The 19525-nt window shown below is 34.2% G+C and carries 16 protein-coding genes and 1 tRNA gene; 4 read left to right on the top strand and 13 right to left on the bottom strand.

Translation table 11 applies throughout. The annotated features are described in order from the left end of the window. The first annotated feature begins 271 nt into the window (after positions 1-271). Positions 272-1060, top strand: a complete 789-nt coding sequence (proB, locus tag M947_RS13145; RefSeq protein ID WP_021286486.1) for a glutamate 5-kinase — start codon at positions 272-274, stop codon at positions 1058-1060. Between the two features lie 25 nt (positions 1061-1085). On the opposite strand, the gene M947_RS13150 is transcribed toward proB, so the two are convergent. Beyond that, entirely contained in the window at positions 1086-1289 is a 204-nt protein-coding gene (locus M947_RS13150; protein ID WP_156022356.1) for a hypothetical protein, read from the bottom strand. Positions 1290-1623: 334 nt separating this feature from the next. Between M947_RS13150 and M947_RS13155 the strand changes: the two genes are divergently transcribed. After that, positions 1624-1698: transfer RNA gene (locus M947_RS13155), tRNA-Gln, on the top strand. A 151-nt stretch (positions 1699-1849) separates the two neighbouring features. On the opposite strand, the gene M947_RS13160 is transcribed toward M947_RS13155, so the two are convergent. From M947_RS13160 to M947_RS13210, 12 genes are all read right to left on the bottom strand, one after another. After that, a complete protein-coding gene (locus M947_RS13160) occupies positions 1850-2341 on the bottom strand; it encodes an HIT family protein (RefSeq protein WP_021286490.1) in 492 nt (163 codons plus the stop codon). A gap of 134 nt (positions 2342-2475) precedes the next feature. Further along, the gene (locus M947_RS13165) at positions 2476-3759 is read right to left on the bottom strand and encodes a TRAP transporter large permease (protein ID WP_021286491.1); all 1284 of its coding nucleotides are present in this window, start codon (positions 3757-3759) and stop codon (positions 2476-2478) included. Beyond that, entirely contained in the window at positions 3756-4280 is a 525-nt protein-coding gene (locus tag M947_RS13170) for a TRAP transporter small permease subunit (RefSeq protein WP_021286492.1), read from the bottom strand. Before M947_RS13170 ends, M947_RS13165 begins: the two co-directional genes overlap by 4 nt. Beyond that, complete coding sequence (locus tag M947_RS13175; RefSeq protein ID WP_021286493.1) at positions 4280-5752, bottom strand: type I restriction-modification system subunit M; 1473 nt, start codon at positions 5750-5752, stop codon at positions 4280-4282. Before M947_RS13175 ends, M947_RS13170 begins: the two co-directional genes overlap by 1 nt. A gap of 168 nt (positions 5753-5920) precedes the next feature. Next, on the bottom strand, positions 5921-6901 hold the full coding sequence (locus M947_RS13180) for a DUF3800 domain-containing protein (protein ID WP_021286494.1): 981 nt from the start codon (positions 6899-6901) through the stop codon (positions 5921-5923). Beyond that, the gene (locus M947_RS23205) at positions 6898-8088 is read right to left on the bottom strand and encodes a restriction endonuclease subunit S (RefSeq protein ID WP_021286495.1); all 1191 of its coding nucleotides are present in this window, start codon (positions 8086-8088) and stop codon (positions 6898-6900) included. The genes M947_RS13180 and M947_RS23205 overlap by 4 nt, the downstream gene beginning before the upstream one ends. Further along, the gene (locus M947_RS13185) at positions 8085-10778 is read right to left on the bottom strand and encodes a type I restriction endonuclease subunit R (protein WP_021286496.1); all 2694 of its coding nucleotides are present in this window, start codon (positions 10776-10778) and stop codon (positions 8085-8087) included. The genes M947_RS23205 and M947_RS13185 overlap by 4 nt, the downstream gene beginning before the upstream one ends. A gap of 8 nt (positions 10779-10786) precedes the next feature. Next, entirely contained in the window at positions 10787-12229 is a 1443-nt protein-coding gene (locus M947_RS13190; protein WP_021286497.1) for a Mur ligase family protein, read from the bottom strand. Next, entirely contained in the window at positions 12229-12966 is a 738-nt protein-coding gene (locus M947_RS13195; RefSeq protein WP_021286498.1) for an alpha/beta fold hydrolase, read from the bottom strand. Before M947_RS13195 ends, M947_RS13190 begins: the two co-directional genes overlap by 1 nt. Continuing rightward, complete coding sequence (locus tag M947_RS13200) at positions 12966-14003, bottom strand: D-alanine--D-alanine ligase (RefSeq protein ID WP_021286499.1); 1038 nt, start codon at positions 14001-14003, stop codon at positions 12966-12968. Before M947_RS13200 ends, M947_RS13195 begins: the two co-directional genes overlap by 1 nt. Before the next feature lie 36 nt (positions 14004-14039). After that, positions 14040-14606: a Holliday junction branch migration protein RuvA gene (ruvA, locus tag M947_RS13205; RefSeq protein WP_021286500.1), complete on the bottom strand. Its 567-nt coding sequence runs from the start codon at positions 14604-14606 to the stop codon at positions 14040-14042. Next, positions 14607-16514: a flagellar assembly protein A gene (locus M947_RS13210; protein ID WP_021286501.1), complete on the bottom strand. Its 1908-nt coding sequence runs from the start codon at positions 16512-16514 to the stop codon at positions 14607-14609. 115 nt (positions 16515-16629) lie between these two features. Here M947_RS13210 and murJ point away from each other — a divergent pair, with 115 nt between their 5' ends. Both murJ and cysS read left to right on the top strand, forming a co-directional pair. Then, complete coding sequence (gene murJ / locus M947_RS13215) at positions 16630-18033, top strand: murein biosynthesis integral membrane protein MurJ (protein WP_021286502.1); 1404 nt, start codon at positions 16630-16632, stop codon at positions 18031-18033. A 30-nt stretch (positions 18034-18063) separates the two neighbouring features. Then, entirely contained in the window at positions 18064-19464 is a 1401-nt protein-coding gene (cysS, locus tag M947_RS13220) for a cysteine--tRNA ligase (protein WP_021286503.1), read from the top strand. Positions 19465-19525: the final 61 nt, after the last annotated feature.

A 19525-nucleotide genomic window follows, 5' to 3' on the forward strand; every position in this document is an offset into this window, starting at 1 on the left:
TCGATTAAAACCATCTTTTTTTACTATATTAAGATAGAGTTTAAATATACGAAATATTCCAAAGTATTTAAATCACTCAATAAATATTAACTATTTTTATGTTAGTCTCAATATGATGCTCTGGTTGTTTCATAAATTGGATTGCGGGTCAAGCCCACAATGACAAGAGGGTTGATCAAAAAGTGATTCTCTTGTTTTGATTTAGGATCTAGTAAGAGACTTATACAGAGAATTTAACACCTAAAAGCAATTATTACAAAAGAGGGGAAAAATGAAAAGAGTAGTTATCAAAGTTGGAAGCAGTGTTTTAACAGAAACAACAAATATAGCAGAAGAGAGGATGTTATGTCTTGTCTCTTTAATTACTGAAGCTAGAAAAAAATATGAAGTTATTTTAGTATCATCTGGTGCTGTATCTGCTGGATATACGGCAGTTAAATTAAACAGAACTATACCTACAAGTAAAAAGGTTTTAGCTTCTGTCGGGCAATCTGTTTTGATGAGTTCTTATAAAAATATGTTTGATATTTATGATGTAACTATTTCTCAAATACTCTTGACAGAAGAAGATTTTGATTCAAAAGTACATACTAGAATTTTTCAAGATATTATCGATAGAACATTTAAACATGATATTTTACCTATTGTTAACGAAAATGATATTTCAACAACTCCAGATCAACTATTTGGGGACAATGATCAATTATCTGCCCATGTTGCTTACTACACAGGAGCTGATATGCTTATAATACTGAGCGATATTGATGGTTATTACGATTCTAATCCCAAAGATAATCCTAAAGCAAAAATAAGAAAATTTGTAACTGAATTAAAAGAGGAAGAGTTAAATCAAGTGCATACTCCAAATTCTCAATTTGCTACAGGTGGAATTGTCACGAAGCTCAAAGCTGCCCAATACCTTATGGATAAAGGTAGAGAGATGTTTTTATGCAATGGCTATGATTTAACGTCCGCTAGAGAGTTTTTGATAGATGGTGTGCACAACAAAGGCACTCTCTTTACTAGCAAGAGAGAAAAAAAGAATAAAAAACAAAATTAATTTTTATTGAAATTTTCGGTTTTAGTTAAGTATCTAAAAGCGAAACCATCTGAGAGAGTAAGACTCCTATCTGTGCTTGGATAGCTGCCTTCTCGCTCTCTTTTGCATGAGAGAGTTTTGCTTCAAGGATTTTCAACTTCTTTTGTAGTTGAGCCATGATATCTTCATCTTCTTTTTCTTTATTATCTTCTTGTAGCATATTTTGATTGTTTGCATAGATTTTTTTCATATCCAACAAAGGACTTTCTTTTTGAAAAGTCTCTAGTGTAGTTAAATTTTTATTAGTTTCTATTGCCAAGTCAATGTGGAAATGACTACAGCTTTGCCACTCTCAAAAAGAGCTATACCACCCTTTCTCATCTCGCCTAAGAGCTCATTAGTCTCAGATTTCATACTAAAAGAAGTTTGAGTGTTTCTTAAAAAGATAGCTCTATTGATAGCTCTCCAATTCTAATATCAAGTGAAATTTCCATTCAATCTAACTTGCCAATATTTAACCTTAATTACCCCGCACTTTTAGACAATTCTAAGTTTTGTATGATAGAATTTTGCCATTATTTTATTGGGGTATCGCCAAGCGGTAAGGCCGTGGCTTTTGGTGCCACTATTCGGGGGTTCGAATCCCTCTACCCCATCCACATAAACGCACAAACTAAACAATCAAGAAATTATTTAAAGGCAAAACATGGAAGAGTTAGATGCAACGACTATTGTAGTTAGATCACTAGTCCTTGTTGTGATACTAGTAATCTTTTTCTTTGTTCTAAAGAGTAAGAAAAAAGACTAAACTTATATATATTTTTTAGTTAGTTTTTTTATTTTTTTATAAATCTTCTTAAAGTCAGTTGAGTAAACTCTTGTGTTTGCTAGGGCTGTTATAAAGTTTGTATCCCTACTCCATCTAGGAACTAGATGCATATGAATATGCTCAGCTATCCCAGCTCCTGCACCTTTACCTAAGTTCATACCTATATTTACACCCTTCGCACCTAAGCCCTCTTTTAAAAGCCTAACGCCCTTTTGAGCCAAAAGACTCATATGTAGCCATGTTGCCTCATCTAGTTCTTCTAATTTATCTGTATGTTTGTGAGGGATTATCATAAAATGTCCTGGAGTGTAAGGATATATATTCATAACCATAAAGCAGTGTTCATCCCTGTAGAGAACATGCGACTTTTTATCCTCTTTTGCATGAGTGCTTATATGACAAAAAACGCAACCCTCTATCTTTTTACCAGCAATATACTCATCTCTCCACGGCGCATATAAAATATTTTTCATCTTTGTCTCTTTTTTTTATTTTGTAGCTATAGTTTAGTCCATTACTCTATAAAAAGAGATAATTTTGCTAAAGTTTATAGAACTTTCCGGAAGCGATGCTTCAGCTTCGCACTGTGGAGCTTTAAAATCTAAAATCATACAAAAGCAAAAACCAAATCTGGAAATATCATAACTAGCCCTATGGTTAAGATTTGTAAGAGTATAAAAGGAATGATGCCTCTATATATCTCACTAGAGCTTACACTATCTCCTGCTACACCTTTTAGAAAAAAGAGTGAAAGCCCAAAGGGTGGAGTTAAAAATGAGGCTTGTAGGTTTAGTGCTATAAGGATTGCAAACCAGAGAGGGTCAATCCCAAAGCCTATCATAACAGGGACCAAGATAGGTACTATGATAAACGATATCTCTATAAAGTCTATGAAAAAACCAGCTACAAAGATAATTAGCATCGAGATCGCTATAAAAAACCAAACATTTCCAATATCTTCATGAAAAAACTCAACTATAGCGTCAGTCCCTCCAAGTTCGTTAAACACAAGAGAAAAGGCAGTAGATGCGATGAGTATCATAAATATCATGCCGCTTAACTTTACACTTCCTAGTGAGGCATACTTTAGCATCTCAAAATTTAGTGATCTGTTGATTGCACTTAAAATTATCGCACCAATAACTCCAAAAGCGGCAGACTCGGTAGGAGATGCGATGCCAGCAAAGATACTTCCTAGTACTGAGAACATCAAAAGGAGTGGTGGAATTATAGAGAAAAATATCTCTATTTTAGATACTTTTTTAACCTCTTTTGGGATTGGAGCTAGTTCTGGCGAAAAATAGGAACGGATTAGTATATACGCAATATATAGACCAACTAAAAGAGCTCCAGGCAAAACCGCTCCCATAAAAAGTTCGCCAACACTTACACTCATAACATCGCCTAAGATGATGAGAATAATGGAAGGCGGAATGATTTGTCCAAGTGTTCCAGATGCCACGACTGTCGAAGATGCTAAAGATTTATCATATCCAGCACGAAGCATAAGTGGAAGAGCTATAACGCTCATCATAACTACAGATGCAGAGACTATGCCAGTTGAAGCCGCAAGCATAGCACCGACTAAGACTACGCTAACAGCTAGTCCTCCACGGATATCACGAAACAAAGCACTCATGGATATGAGTAGTCGCTCAGCCATTTTTGATTTCTCTAATATAAGCCCCATGGCTATAAAAAGTGGAACTGCCATCAGCGTTGAGTTGCTCATGATGCCATAGATGCGAAGAGATAAGATATCAAAGATGCCAAAACCTAACTCTGGTATGAAAAAAGCAAAGAAAATAGCCACACTTCCAAAAACAAAGGCTACAGGGATGCCTAAAAGCAAAAGTGCTAAAACAGTTACAAATATAAAAATCGCCATCATAACTTTATAGCCCCATCATACTCTTTAGACTCATTACTCTTTGCATCTTCTCTTAAACTTTTGATATCTTTATAGGCTTCATTAATTGCGACAAGTGCTAAAAAAAAGAAAGACAGAGGAAGAAGTGACTTTACTAAAAACCTATACTCCAAACCTCCAGGATTTGATGAAGCTTCATTTTGAGCAAAACTAAGAGCTACAAAATCGATGCCAATGTAGACTATCATACATGAAAAAGGAAGCACGAAAAAGAGTGAAGAGATGATGTTTATGATAGTTTTTTTCTTTTTTGAGTAAGACGCGTAAAATATATCTACTCGAACATGAGCATTCTCTTTTAAAGTATAAGCAATTCCAAAAAGGATAATAACATCAAAGAGATGCCATTCCAACTCTTGAAGAGCAATAGAGCCGCCTGAGAAAAAGTAACGAGAAGTAGCATCATAAACTACGAGCAAAACTAAAAAACTCAAGATAAAAGCTGTAAAATAGCCTAAATATTTTATGCCTTTATCTATCATTACAACAGCTCTTTAAGCTCTACCAAGTTAGACTCTATACTTGTTGAAAGTTTATCTATCTCTTCTAGTATCTCACTCGTAGATGCGTACTCTATCTCTTCATATTCTATGGTTTTATAGCGGTTTATGGATAGGTCATAATCATTCTCTTTTATTTGCTGTGCATCTATAAAAAAGTGTTTTTTACTCTCTTTGTAGTCGGCTTTATCTTTAAGAGCGTAGTTTTTTATGATGTCTGGTATATCATTTATCTCTGTAACATTTCTTTTGTCATCCAAAGTGTAACCATCTGCTTGCATATCATAAAACCAGACTTTCTCTGTTGAACCACCTTTTACAAAGACAACAACAGCAGTTGAGACTCCCGCATAAGGTTTAAAGACTCCGCTTGGCATCGAGATTACAGCTTTTAGCTCGTTTTTCTCTAGTAGATTTTGTCTTAGCATCTTATGTGCGTTTGAGCTTCCAAACAAAACGCCATCAGGAATGATAACTCCACATCTTCCACCAACATCTAAAACTCTAACTATCAGGTCAACAAACAAAAGTTCTGTTTTTGTAGATGAGATGCTAAAGCCATCATTTTTATCATCTTTGTCGATGCTTCCCTTAAATGGAGGATTTGCTAAAACTACTTCGTATTTGTCTTTTTCATTGTAGTTTTTAGAGAGTGTATCTATCTGTTTTATATGCGGGTTTTGAATATCGTGGAGCATCATATTCATCATAGATATTCGTATCATACTTATGTCGCTATCATTTCCATAAAAAGTATCATTTGAGAGTTTATCCCAAGATGCTTTGTCTGAGAGATTTGCCCCTAAAGTTCCATCTTTTTTAGTATATGGAGCTAACATGTGAGTATATGCACTTACTAAAAACCCTGCTGTTCCCACACTCGGGTCAAAAACTCTCTCGCCTATTTGTGGGTTTACAAGCTCTGTCATCATCTGTATGATGTGTCTAGGTGTACGAAACTGTCCGTTTTTTCCGCTTGAGCTTATCTCACTTAGCAAGTACTCATACATATCTCCCAAACTATCCATAAAACCTTTTTCATCTTTTTCTAAGATGTTAAATATCTCTTGGATGCTCTCCACAGTCTCACTAAGCAAAGATGGTTTAGTGATGATAAAAGCCAAATCTTTAAGAGACTTGTTAAACTCACTCCCCTCGTTGTAGTTTTTTATGAAAGGAAATGCTTTGTCTCGAACACTCTGCATCATCGACTCACTATCAAGCTCGCGAAACTCATCCCATGAAGCCATCTTCTCATCTTTAAAGATAGATTCGTACTCTTCGCCAGTAAACGATGCTTGGAGTTTCTTTTGGTTATCTCTTTCACTTAGCATCTTTAAAAAGATGAGTGCACTTATCTGCTCTATGGCGTTAAGAGGGTTTGCGATGCCACCACTCCAAAACTTATTCCAGATGCTGTCTATTTTACTTTTTACTTCACTTCTTACGAACATTATTTTCCCTACTTTTCATTTTTAGTTTATAGAAAAATCGGAAATTCCGAATTTCTTAATCTCTTTACAATTTCTATATTTTCTTGTATAATTCTCGCAAAGTTCCCATCTACTGACAAGACTCCAAGGGAGGCTTTGCAAATTAGCGTTTGTGATAGGTAGAATGGGTCATCTTTCATAATAACTATCCGTTCTGTCTTTTGTCATTACATCTTCATCTATTATATATTTACTGATTTTATTATAGTAATTATCTTGTAAATGCTCATATTTTCTATATATTGCCCAACCCATATAATCAACTATCTGTAAGTTTGCACTTGATGCACTACAGTGATGAAAAATGTCATATCTTATATTTAAGTTGTTATGTTTTATATACTCTTTAAGCCCTTTTTTTAACGCCCCTATTTGCTTTGCTTTATTTTTATGCACAGGTAGATTATCTGTTATTATGATTATGTTGCTTGTTATGCCTATTTTATCAAGTAATCTTTGTATAGAATGGTTTAGATTGTTTATGTAAAACTTATCATTTTCTTTGCGTTTATCGGGTGTGACTTTTGGTTTTTCAAGTATATAAGAGTAAAGTTTTACATCATTTTCATTAAATGTTGAGATGATGTTAAATAGTTCATGTTTTATAAATTTATTGTCATTATGAGCGTGAAAACTCTCTATGTTTAATCTTTTTCCATTTAATGGGTCTAGGTTTCTCTCTAAAAGCGAATACCTATAGCTAGATATATATTCATGTAGATTAAAGGGTCTTTTTTTTACTAAAAAGTTAAACATATAATGTTTTGAGCCATTTACTGAAAAGTCCATATCTCCTGCTTCATCTACAAATATATAAACAGTATCATTAACTTTTTCTACAGCTCTATTGGTATCTATTGTAAAAACAATAGATGATATTTCATAATCGTAATCCGTTAGTCCATTGAAAAGCTGAATCAACAAAGATAAATCATCTTTATTTAGTTGCACAAAGTCAAGGTAATAGTTTGGATGAACAAAAAGATTTATTTCTCCGCTACTAGCATCGCTTTGATGCTCTTTGAAGTAACAATTTTCTATTTTCAAAACTAAGTCATAACGATTTTGCTTTTTAAGGATATTTTGAATTATTTGTATATAGCTATTCATCCTATCTCTCCCTTAAAAGCTTTTTGCATCAGGCTATCGTGTAGAGTTTGTAGTGATTTTAGTTTTTTGTTCTCTTTTTCTTTTATGAGTTCTGTTTTTTCTACTATGGATGCGAATTTGTTTTGTAGGGTTATTGGGGGTATAGATATATTGAGTTGTTTTAGAACAGGGGCTGTGATGCCTTGTATTGTAGCCCCTCTTTGTTGAGATTTTAGAACTTTTTTATAAAAATGTATAAAATAAAATATATAAATCGGTATTACATTGTCTGTGATGTTTGTTAAGGACATAATATCTTGATTACTGCATAATTCCTCAGTGTTAATTGATACTTTTCCAACACCAACCCTTGTTCCTATAATTATAGAATTTATTGGAATTATTTTAGTAGCACTATTTTGAATTGCTTCATTTGTAATAAATTCAACAGCATTTTTTCTATCTATATATAATTTTCCAAGTGATGTTGTAGTTATCCACGGTATATTTCCTTTAAAATATTCTGGGTTTTGTCTTGATGGCGTTCCTCCACCTTTCCATTTTCCTAGGTTTTCCAGCTTTTCAACTTCCCATTCCATAGGATTTTTTATAGGGTCACCGAACATCTCTATGAACTTTGATTTTAAAAATAGGTCATAGTTTTTTATAAGCTTTTTTTGCTTATCTATCAAAGCCGAGCTAATATCAAGAACTTTTACAATCTTGGCTTGTTGTGGAAGTGGTGGGATTGGAATTGAAATTAATTTTATTATTGAAGTTTTTAGTGAAGGGTAAGAGTCATTATCACTAAAATTTACCATATCCATTTTACAAAGTAATTGATATACAAATTTTCTTGTAATCTCATTCTCTAAGTATATAGCACATAAATGTGAAACGATATAAGCATCCCTTCCTAAAATTGCTCTATGGTTGTTTTTAACAGACATCCCACTTTTAGCAAATAGAATAGTTCCACTCTTTGCAAATGTTTGTTTTGTTTCATCTAAACAAATATCATTTATATAATCTCTAATATCTTGTAAATTATTATTAAACTTTTTATCTGATAAATCACTGACCCTTACGAATGGATAATTACCATTTTCAAAATACTTAGTATCTTGTGGAGCTGATGAACCAGTAAATACCTTTCCTATATCTCCCAACTTCTCAACTCTCCACCCATCAGGCAATTTATCTATCATTTACTATCTTCTTTATCGTCTATTATTTGTACGAGTTCATTCATAAGTGAGCCTTGAAAGACTCCTTGTATTCCCATCTTGTGGAACTTTGTAAATGGGTTTTGTACTAGGTCTTTTCTCGTTATGTCATGCTTTTCTTTTACGAAGTGTTTTATGGCTTTTATGAACTCTATTTGAGTAGAGCTTAGTGAGTGGTTTTTTAAAAACTCATCAAGCAGATGCGGGAGTTTGTACTCTTTTTTGTTTATGATGCTTTGAAATATCTCTACCAAATCATCAGACTTACACTCAAACATCTCTCCTAAAACCTTAGCATCTATCTCTTCTTTGAGCATCTCATCTTTTAGTGCATCTATATCTTCAACGCTTAGATGCAGACCTAAAAAAAGCTTCTGCAAAGTGGAACTTTCGTTTGTAAGTTTTTGTATGACCTTTAAGATATGCTCTTCATAAGCTTCTAAGTTTACGCTTAAGTGGTTTATCTCTATGTTTGTTTTACTCTTTATGGCATCTGCTAAGTCAAAGTGGTACTCTTTTGCATCTACTCTTTTAGACTTGTAAACCATAAGCGGTGCTAAGATATTTGTAGTAGCATTTGACTCCACAAAATCAAGCTCTAGCCAAAAAGTACCCTCCTCTGCCTCATCTATTAGCTCTTCTTGCATCTGTACTGCTGAGATGGTTTTTTGAAGTCTTAAAACATCGCTTACAATTTTCTCAATGGATTTTTGTAGTTTTTCATCGTCTTGGATTATCTTGTAGGTTTGTAGTTTTTTAGTTTGAAGTCTAAACCTTAACTCAGAGTAGTTTTGAACTGTGATTCTATCAAGTAGTTTAGAGATGCTACTAAGTCGTGAGAGATTGTCATCGAACTCTTTTAAAAATGGCTCTAGCTCTGCTGAGTGCTTTTTAACAAAGTAGTCATCTTTTGGTATGGCATCTAGTTGTTGTTTAACTTCTCTTTTTATAGTCTCAAAGTTATCTCCACTTAGATTTTTTAACAGCACTAGATTTTGCTCAAAAATCTGTCTGTGAAGACTCGACTGCTCTTTTGGAGCCTCTCCACTTGGTTTTTCGTTGAAGTACTCAAAGTTAGACCAAAAGTCAAAGATAACAAACTTCTCTTTTTTGTAATCTCCATCATAGAGTCTTGTTCCACGCCCTATCATCTGCCAAAACTTAGCTTTTGAAAAGACGGGTTTTGCAAAGACAAGGTTCATGATTTTTGGAACATCGATGCCAGTATCTAACATGCCCACAGAGATAGCTATACTAAACTTGGAGTTGTTGTTTTCATACTTATCTTTAAACTCTTTTATCAGCTCATCAGCGTTGTTAAGGTCTGAAGTTATCACTTTTGCGACCTCTGAGTTATAGTGAGGGTAAAGCTCATCAAAAAGTTTTACAAGTCTGTTTGCGTGAGGTCTGTTTATGGCAAAGATGATTGTCTTTGCTGGTAGGTTTGTCAGAGGGTTTTTGTATCCATCTTCCATAAGTGTGGTTAAGATTTTACGGTTAGTATCATCATTTTTAACCATCTTCTCAACTGCACTTCCCTCAAAGTCTATCTCACTTGCATCGTAGCCATCAACTAAAAGTCTTTCTTGTTCTTCTTTTGGTAGCATCTCAAACTTGATGCCATCAGCTAAAAAGTTTGTTTTTACATCTACAACATCATAAGGCGATAAAAACTTATCTTTTATAGCCTCTTCATAAGTGTATGCAAAAGTAGGATTTCCTCCATCGGTACCAAAAAACTTGTAAGTATCTCTATCTGCAAACTCTACTGGAGTTGCAGTAAGTCCCATCTTTATGGCATCAAACTTTAAAAAGAGTTGTCCGTAGTAGTTGTAGATGCTTCTGTGACTCTCATCTGCGATGATTAAGTCAAAGAAACCTTGGCTTATATCTGTAGTTTTTAAAAGACTCATCATAGTTTGAAAAGTTGAGACATAGATGCGTTTGTCTTTTTCAAAATTATCTGATTCTATGCGTTGTCTTGATTGGTTTGGCATGTGTTCTTTAAAGTCATCAAAGGCTTGAGCAGCTAGTTCTCTTCTATCTGCTAAAAACAAAACTCTTTTAACTTTGCCAGCACGAAGTAAAACATCAACTAAAGAGATAACTGTTCTGGTTTTTCCTGTTCCAGTTGCCATAACCCACAAAACACTTCTTTTGTTTTCATTTAGCTCTTGGAGTGTTTTTGTAACAGCATCTACTTGGTAGTATCTTCCTGCAATTTCTTTGTTTATAAGTTCTGGGGAGAGTTTGGTGTTGTTGTTATTTCGCTTTGAGTAAGTCTCCAAATCATCTAAAGAGTGGTAAGATAAAACTTCTCGTAAGGGATAATTTTCTGAGTCCCAAAATTCTATCTCATGTCCATTTGTTATGTAGATAAACGGAGCAAAACCTTGAGTTTTTTTTATACGCTGAGCGTAGTAATGAGCCTGTGTTTTAGCACTTCCTAGAGTTTTGTCCTCTCTTTTAGCTTCAACTATGGCGATAACTTCTCCAACTCTGTTTATAAGAGCATAGTCTACATACCTTTTAGTTTTGTTAAAAAACTCAGGTAAATACTCATCTAGTTTTATCTCATACTCTTGGATGACTTTAGTTATGTCTTTAACATCCCAACCGCACTTATTTAACTCATCATCTATTAAATTAGTTCGCGTTTGGGCTTCATTCATATCAAAACCTATATAAAGTTCGGTGCATCATTTGCAAAAAGTATGATATCCCCTGCTTTTGTTTGAGATGCTAAAACATCTTGAATTTTTGACTTATCGTGTAGCATGATTTTGTTTTTAACACTTATGTTTTTCTCAAAGAGTTTAGCGTTTAGTGAGCCGGTAACTATAACTATATCAAAGACTGCATTTATCTCTTTTATAAGCTCTAAGTTTAACTCATCCCTGCTCTCAACAAGTCCTGGAGTAACTATAACTTTTCTACCACTATGGAGTGAGCAGAGTCTGATGCTCTCTTTCATACCATCTATGTTACCGTTATATCCATCATCTAAGATGATTTTACCACCTGCTACTATCTTTTGAAGCCTATGTTCAACTGGCTCTAGGTTTGAGACTGCTTTTGCTATTTCTTGGCTACTTAGTCCAAAAGTCTTAGCTATATGCACTGCTACTTCTATGTTGTTAGCTTGAAATGCTCCTAAGACTTTTGTATGAAGTTTGAGTACCTCGCCATCAAGACTCATCTCAAAACTAGTCCCATCAAGAGTAGCATCTATATTTGAAACACCATCACCAAAAAAAGTAACTCTCTCGTGTGGCTCATCTGTAACAGAGTTGTGGATAAAAGCTTTTTTGAGTCTAGGTGACTGCATAATCTCAAGCTTTGCGGCTATAATATTTTTTAAAGATTTAAAGTACTCTATATGCGCCTCACCAACTTTGCCAACAACAACAACTTGAGGCTCTAAAAAGTTAGTTATCTCATAGATATCTCCACTCTCTCTAGCTCCAGCTTCACAGATATAAACCTCAGTATCACTTGCTAGTGACTCATTTACATCACGCATGATTCCACCTAGCGTATTTACGCTTCTTGGAGTTGCATGCACACTATACTTTTGTGATAGTATCTGCTCTACAAAGTTTTTAATGCTCGTTTTTCCATAACTTCCTGTGATGCATACAATCTCTAGCTCTTTTATAGAGCTTAACTTCTTTTTTGCTTCTTTGTAAAATGCCATAAAAAGAAACTTCTCTATAATAACGCTACCAATATAAGCAACTGCTAGAGGCATAAAGACTCCATAAACTTCACAAGCATCTTTTATAGTACAAAGTACATCTTGAAAAAGGGTCAAAGAGACTAAAAGTATCAAAAACCTCTTAACTCGCCATGTAAGAACTAGCTTCTTATCTAGCTTTTTATGCCACACAAAGGTTGCAGGAAGAAGTGCAAAGTAAAAAAATATGGGAAAAAATTCTGCGGTTGCATAGTAAGCCATAAAGGGAACTAAAAAGTATATAATATGCCAATGAGGCTTGTGATGCTTTAGTATAACTCTTGAGAGTTTATAGTCGTACCATTGCAAGTTTGTAATAAGGTACCAACCCAGAGTTGTAACAAGCAAAACATTTGTAATAAAGGCTAAGAGTAATGTAAAATCCATTATTTATGCTCCAAAGTTTTTAAAAAAATTTTCTCTATCTCACTAGATACTTCCTTCGCATGTTTCATAAAAAAGTAGTGATCGCCATCATAAATTTTTAGAGTTGAATCTTTTAAGAGTTTTTGCATTTTGTATGCAATACTAAGTGGTGTAGCTGTGTCTTTATCTCCCCAACATAGAAGTGTCTTAGCTTCACTTGAACTAAACTCATCACTCAAGTCTTCATCTATAACATTTTTAAAAGTCTGATACATCGGTTCACTCAAACTTTTTGCATCCTCTGCAACAAAGAGTGAGCGAAATTTTGCAAGTCCAAAGAATTTGAAGAGTTTATATATAGCTATCTTAAGCTTTATTTTTAGAGGCTTTGGTACCATTATTCCAGTACTTCCAACGAGAATGAGAACCTTAGGCTCAAGTAAAAGTGCTACTTTGCCACCAAAAGAGTGACCCAAAATAATATCTTTTGAGGCATTTATATGAATCATAAAAAGCTCAACTATCCTTGCATAGTCTTTGGTACCAAGTGCCACACTAGATGTGCTTTTTCCAAACCCTGGCAAGTCTATATAGATATGACGAAATGTGTCCATATATGGATGAAATGAGTTCTTCATAAGCTCCTTGTTACTTCCCCAACCGGGTAAAATCACTAGGTCTACTGGTCCATCATGGTTAAGTATCTCATAGCTTATATCAAAAGTATGTTGGTTGTACTGTATAGACTTTAGAGCCATTACTTACCTTTTGCTTTAGATATTGAGTGAATATACTCGTAGTTTGTTTTTGCTCTTTTTTGGGCTGTCAGTGATGATGCAAGTAGTTCTAGTGAGGTTTCGAAGTCGCCAAAAAGATAGTTAGCCATGGAGCCTGGGATTGGGTTTATCTCATTTAAATATACCTCTGAGTTTAAAACAAAAAAGTCACATCTAATGAGTGCACCTTCAAATAGATTTTTATAGATTTTTTCAAAAGTTGATTTTAGTTTTAACTCAACTGTTGAGTTAAGTTCTGCTTTTGCTACACTCTCTGAGCGAGAAAAGTCCATATATTTTTTCTCAAAATCTAAAAACTCATTTTTTTGTGGTTCTTCTATTATAGAGAAATGAAACTCCCCTTTTGCCATAAAACCAGCTAAATTATACTCTTTTATACCGCATATAAAAGGCTCAATTATAACCGACCTATCAAACTCAAAAGCTACATCTAAAGCATAATCGAGTTCACTCTCTTCTTTTACAACACTCAAGCCGATGGAGCTTCCAAGTCTTGCAGGTTTTACAATAATAGGGTACTGTATATTTATGTTTTTATGTTCATTTGATGAGAGAACTTCATACTCTATAGTCTTTATCTTTTTAGCCTCACAGAGCCACTTTGTGTATCTTTTATCATAAGAAAAAACACTAGCATCCACTCTAGGACCAATATATTTTATATCAAAAAAATCAAGTAAGGAGGGGATTGTTCCATCTTCTCCATCAGCTCCATGAATAAGATTTAAAACAACACCTGCATGCTTAGTTGAGCTAAACATACTCTTTTGCTCAAAGTAGCCATTTGTAAGGCTAAGTTGTGGCATCTTTTTATGCTCACCTTTAGAAAAGGTGCTAGCTCTCATCTTTGATGGCTCTATGAGGTAAAATTTATGATCTTGATCACAAAAGATAAAACTTAGTTCATGAGTTGATAATTTTTCTTTTAAAGTTATAGCACTTATAATGCTAATCTCATGCTCAAAACTAGCTCCGCCAAATAAAATTGTTAATTTCAAAATACATTTCCTTGTTTTAAAACTCGGATTATAGCATTAAATAGTTTGAAGTAGTTTTAGAGCCTCTTTTACAAGTAGTGAAGTATCTTCGCTAGAGCATGAGCTAAGAGCTTTAGAGATTTTATCTTTTTTAAATCCTAGTGATTGGAGTGCCTCACTAGCTTCGTTAAAGGCTTTGGTTTTTGGAACTTGTTCTGATGATACAAGCTCTGCGTCAAAACCACTAAGCTCTACTAAAATCCGCCCCGCACTCTTAGGTCCAATACCAGGTACTTTTTTTACGCCATTTATATCTTTGTTGTTTATAAGAGTTGCAAACTGGTTAGGAGTATAAGTTGAGCAGATGGCGGTTGCAACCTTAGGTCCAACTCCACTTATTTTTATAAGTCTCTCAAACATTTTTTTCTCAGCCATATCTAAAAAACCAAAAAGAAGTTGTGCATCTTCGCGAACTATATGTCTTGTAAATAGTTTTGTTTCATCACTGCCTAGTGCTGAAAAAGTATGCAAAGATATAAAAACTTCATAAACTACACCATTAACATCTATATGAACCAGACTTGGCTCTTTATGTATGATATTGCCACTTAAACCTACTATCATCTACTCTTTTACCGCCTCTATTTTATATTTTCCATCATCTGATTCTACTATTGCAAAGATTTTATCATGTGAGCCTTCAGGTGGTTTAAAAGAGACTTCTATTGGTGGGTCTACAAGCTTAAATATTATCTCATTATGTTCTGTCCATCTGTCTCTATTTATAATTCTTGCGTTAAAAATATTGTCTTGAAAAGATGCAGTTTTAGTTGTCAAAAGATTTAAATAGTCTCTCTTAGATGAGAACTCTTTTTTTATCTTAGCTAAATGTTCTCTCGCTTTTTTAAAATTATTGTACTGTTTTATAAACGAAGATGGCATCTTTACATTGTTTTTTTTATAATGAAGAAGTCGTTTTTTTACATCCTCAAAAGCTTTTTTATTGTTTTGAACCATTTCTGTATATTGTTCTATCTCTTGTTTTATGTTTTTTACACTTTTTTTTAGCTTTGAAATCTCTTCTTTGTTTTGGTTTAGCCCCTCTTTAACAGAGCCTTTAAGAAGTGGATCTATAACAAAAGTATTTTCACTACCTTGAAGTTTTTTTATCTCAATAAATCTAGATGCAACAGCATTAACATAAGAACCGCATCTCTCTATGGTTACCTCTTTTGCTCTTATATGTCCACCTACACATTGGACGATATCGACTACATCTCCAGTTACCTCTCCGTGTTCTAGTCTTGTTATATGGATATTTTTTCCATACGCCTTTCCTTTATGAACATTTATGCGCAAGTTATCTGCTTTTATACTCGCCGTTTTGTGTGTTTGTCCGCCAACACTTGCTTTTAGTGCTTTTACCTGAGCATTTGGACCGACATTTCCTTCTATCTCTATCTCACTGACTTCAACTTCCATACCAGTCCCAATAGCATCTTTCATAACATCACTCTCTGTTACGCTAATATTTACATCAGAGTCAACGCCAGCGTGAATATTTCCAGTAGACCTAAAACTAATCTCATCTATATCTATATCAGACTTTATAGTATAAGCATTGGCATCAAGAACTATATATCCATTTTCAACTGCTCTATACTCTATCTTATCATCACTCTCTATAATTTTGATAGTCTCATCAGTAGTAAAAGTAGGAGTATTTGACTCTAGTGGTTCTTTTGGTTCTAAAAATTCACCTCTACAGTTTCTACCAGGTGTTCCTTTTTTTGCTCTGATGTATTCCATAAGAAGTTCGTCTTTTTTTACACTCTTTATAAAGCCTCTGTTTGCATAGTCTATCTTTTCATTATCATCAATATTTTCTTTTTTTTCATAATGAAGTATTAAAGCGTCATTTTTTGTAAGTATAGGTTCATAGGACTCAGCTACAAGATGCATTTCGCTTTTTTCATATCTTGCACTCTCTTGAACTCTTACATATGCTGTTATTTTTGACACAACACTTGGCATCATTGTGTCAAAAACATTTATAAGAATATTTGCACGAACCTTACTTTTATTTATAAGAGTGACTAAATCTTGCTCAAAATTTTTGTTATATGAGATTTGTGAATCTTCTTTTATGCTTAGATATACTTTACACTTAGTAGCATTTGCACCAATTGCTAGATGAAAATCTTGATATGGATCACCTTCTACTTTAGAAAAAATCTCTATCTCGTACATCTGCTTTAGACCAAAGTTTTTGTTAAGTAGGTTTTCTTTAGTTAGTAGTTTTTGTAGTTCTTCATCTGTAGCCTCTTCCCAATCTACTTCTTCATTATCCTTGTTTATCCTTGTATATGTCTGAACTTCTAGCACATTAAAATCAATAGAGTGAATACTAACGTCATTACTTTTTGCAATAGAAATCAACTCCTTTGCAACGTTTTGAGTTCGCACAACAGTTGGACGAATCTTAGTTTGTGATGATTGAGTACCTTTTTTGCCAGAAGCAAATATTGCCATAACTACCTACCAAATAATTTTTATAATACATTTTAATCTAATCTTTGTTAAACTTTCGTAAATATAGCGAAATATCGACAAAATCAAGACAATATTGAGACAAAGTAGCCCTTTTATGTTTAGATCCATTTTTACAAATAGTTTCGGAATACTCTTCTCTAGAATACTTGGATTTCTTAGAGATTTACTCACTGCCTCGGCTTTGGGTGCGAGTGTTTATAGCGATATTTTCTTTATCGCTTTTAAATTACCAAATCTTTTTCGCCGAATCTTTGCAGAGGGTGCCTTTACACAAGTATTCATTCCAGCTTATGCACACTCTAAACACAAGTCCGTTTTTTCAGCAAGTATTTTTTTAATCTTTTTATCAATAATTCTTATAATAACTTTGCTTGTCAACATTCTACCATCTCTTGCCACTCAAACCATAGCTATAGGTTTTGATGATGAAACTATAAGGCTTGCATCCCCTTTTGTTGCTATAAATTTCTGGTATCTTCCACTCATTTTTATAATGACTTTTTTAAGTACAATGCTTCAATACAAAAAACACTTTGCAACAACAGCATTCTCAACTGCACTGCTAAATATCTCTCTTATTTTAGCTCTACTACTCTCACAAGACAAATCTCAACTAGAGATAGTTTATTACCTTAGTTTTGGTGTAGTTATAGGTGGGGTTTTACAGCTCATCGTACACTTAATAGCTATACACAAACTAGGCCTTTTTAAACCTTTGTATGGTGGTTTTAAGTACATAAAAACAAAATCCATTCACATAAAAGAAGAATCAAAAAAGTTTAAAAAGCAGTTTTTTCCTGCGATGTGGGGCAACTCAACTCCACAAGTTAGTGCTTTTTTAGACACCATCTTAGCATCATTTCTAGCAACTGGTTCCATCAGCTATCTCTACTATGCAAACCGTATCTTTCAACTCCCACTAGCACTTTTTGCTATTGCAACTTCCATAGCACTCTTTCCTAGTGTGGCTAGATATATTAAAAACAAACAAAACAACGAAGCGAAAGCCTATATGAAAAAGGCTTTTTGGTTTTTAACATTTTTACTAACTGCAAGCACCATTGGTGGCATCATACTCTCTCATGAGATAGTTTGGCTCTTGTTTGAGAGAGGTTCATTTACCGCAGAGGACACGACAAACTCAAGTACAGTTCTTCAGATGTATATGATAGGACTTCTGCCACTTGGACTTCAAAAACTCTTTTTGCTTTGGTTATATGCAAATGAAAGACAACTCCACGCTGCAAAGATAGCAACATTTTCACTTCTTTTCTATGTTATCTTTGCACTAACACTTATAGCTCCAATGGGAGCCGCTGGATTAGCATTAGCTGGGACTATCAGCGGTTTTGCGGGCTTCACTCTGACTGTAAAAGCCTTTGGCATAAAAGACTTTTTAGAGATGCTAGGCTTAAAAAACATAATATATCTCATAGTTGGCTCTACAGCTTTAAGTCTCTTGCTTTTAGCTTTTAAGAGTTTTATCTCTGTGCTATAATTCGACAAAATTTAAACTAAAAAGATTTATATGAAGATTTACGATTCACAACAAAAAATAAAACGAGAATTCATCCCTCAAGATAAAAACAATGTAACACTATATGTTTGCGGTCCAACAGTCTATGATGATGCTCACTTAGGTCATGCAAAGAGTGCTTTAGTTTTTGACCTGCTTTGTAGAGTTTTGCGTGCGAATGGATACAAGGTTACTTATGCTAGAAATATCACAGATATTGATGATAAGATTATAAAAAAAGCACAGCAAGAGAACAAAACTATAAAAGAGATAACAGAGTTTTACACTGAGGCTTATCATAAAGAGATGTCAAAGCTTGGAGTTATAAGACCAGATATTGAGCCAAAAGCTACAGAGTCGCTAGATGCCATGATAGAGTTTATCCAAAGACTCATAGATAAAAATCACGCCTATAAAACAGAAGATGGAGATGTATATTTTGATACTTCAAGCGATGCTGAGTATCTAAGCCTCTCAAAAAGAGTCCAAGAAGAAGAAGATAAACTTCAAAGAGTTGAGAGCTCATCACAAAAGAGAAGCAGTGCTGATTTTGCTCTTTGGAAGAGTATAAAAGATGGAAGTGTTACATTTGACTCCCCTTATGGTAAGGGTCGCCCAGGTTGGCATCTTGAGTGTTCTGCTATGATAGAAAAACATTTAGCAAAGCCTAATCTTAAGTTTAGTGTAGATATCCACGGCGGAGGAGCAGACCTACTCTTTCCTCACCATGAAAATGAAGCTGCACAGACAAGATGTGCAACAGATCACACACTAGCTGCTTACTGGATGCACAACGGTTTTGTAAACATAGATGGCCAAAAGATGTCAAAGAGTTTGGGCAATAGCTTTTTTCTCAAAGATGCGCTAAAAGAGTACGATGGAGAGGTTTTACGGTTTTATCTTCTTAGCACTCATTATAGAAGCAACTTTAACTTCAACACTGTGGACTTAGATCTTGCTAAAAAAAGACTTGACAAGATCTACAGACTAAAAAAACGACTCTTTGGACTTAGTGGATCAACAGATGCAAGTGAGTTTAAAGATGCACTCTTAGAAGCTCTAAGTGATGACATGAACATCTCTTTAGCACTAAGCCTCATTGATGAGATGATATCAAATGCAAATGAGACTCTTGATAGTGCTGGCAAACATAAAGTGCTTAAAAAAGAGATTATTTCAAACCTTGCTTTTATAAAAGAAATTTTAGGTTTTGGTGTTAAAAATCCTTACGAATACTTCCAATCAGGGGTAGATGAGGCGACTAAAGAGAAGCTAAGAGAGCTAATATCAAAAAGAGATGTGGCAAAAAAAGAGAAAGACTTTGCAACTTCTGATAAACTCAGAGATGAAATATTATCCTTTGGAGTAAACATAATGGACACCCCACAAGGCACTTTTTGGGAGAAAGTATAAGCGCTTATTTAAAGAGCTATTAAATATTAACAATAGTACAATTTAACAAAAGCTTATCTAA

The organism is Sulfurimonas hongkongensis, assembly GCF_000445475.1.
In the GTDB taxonomy this organism is placed as follows: Bacteria; Campylobacterota; Campylobacteria; order Campylobacterales; family Sulfurimonadaceae; genus Sulfurimonas; species Sulfurimonas hongkongensis.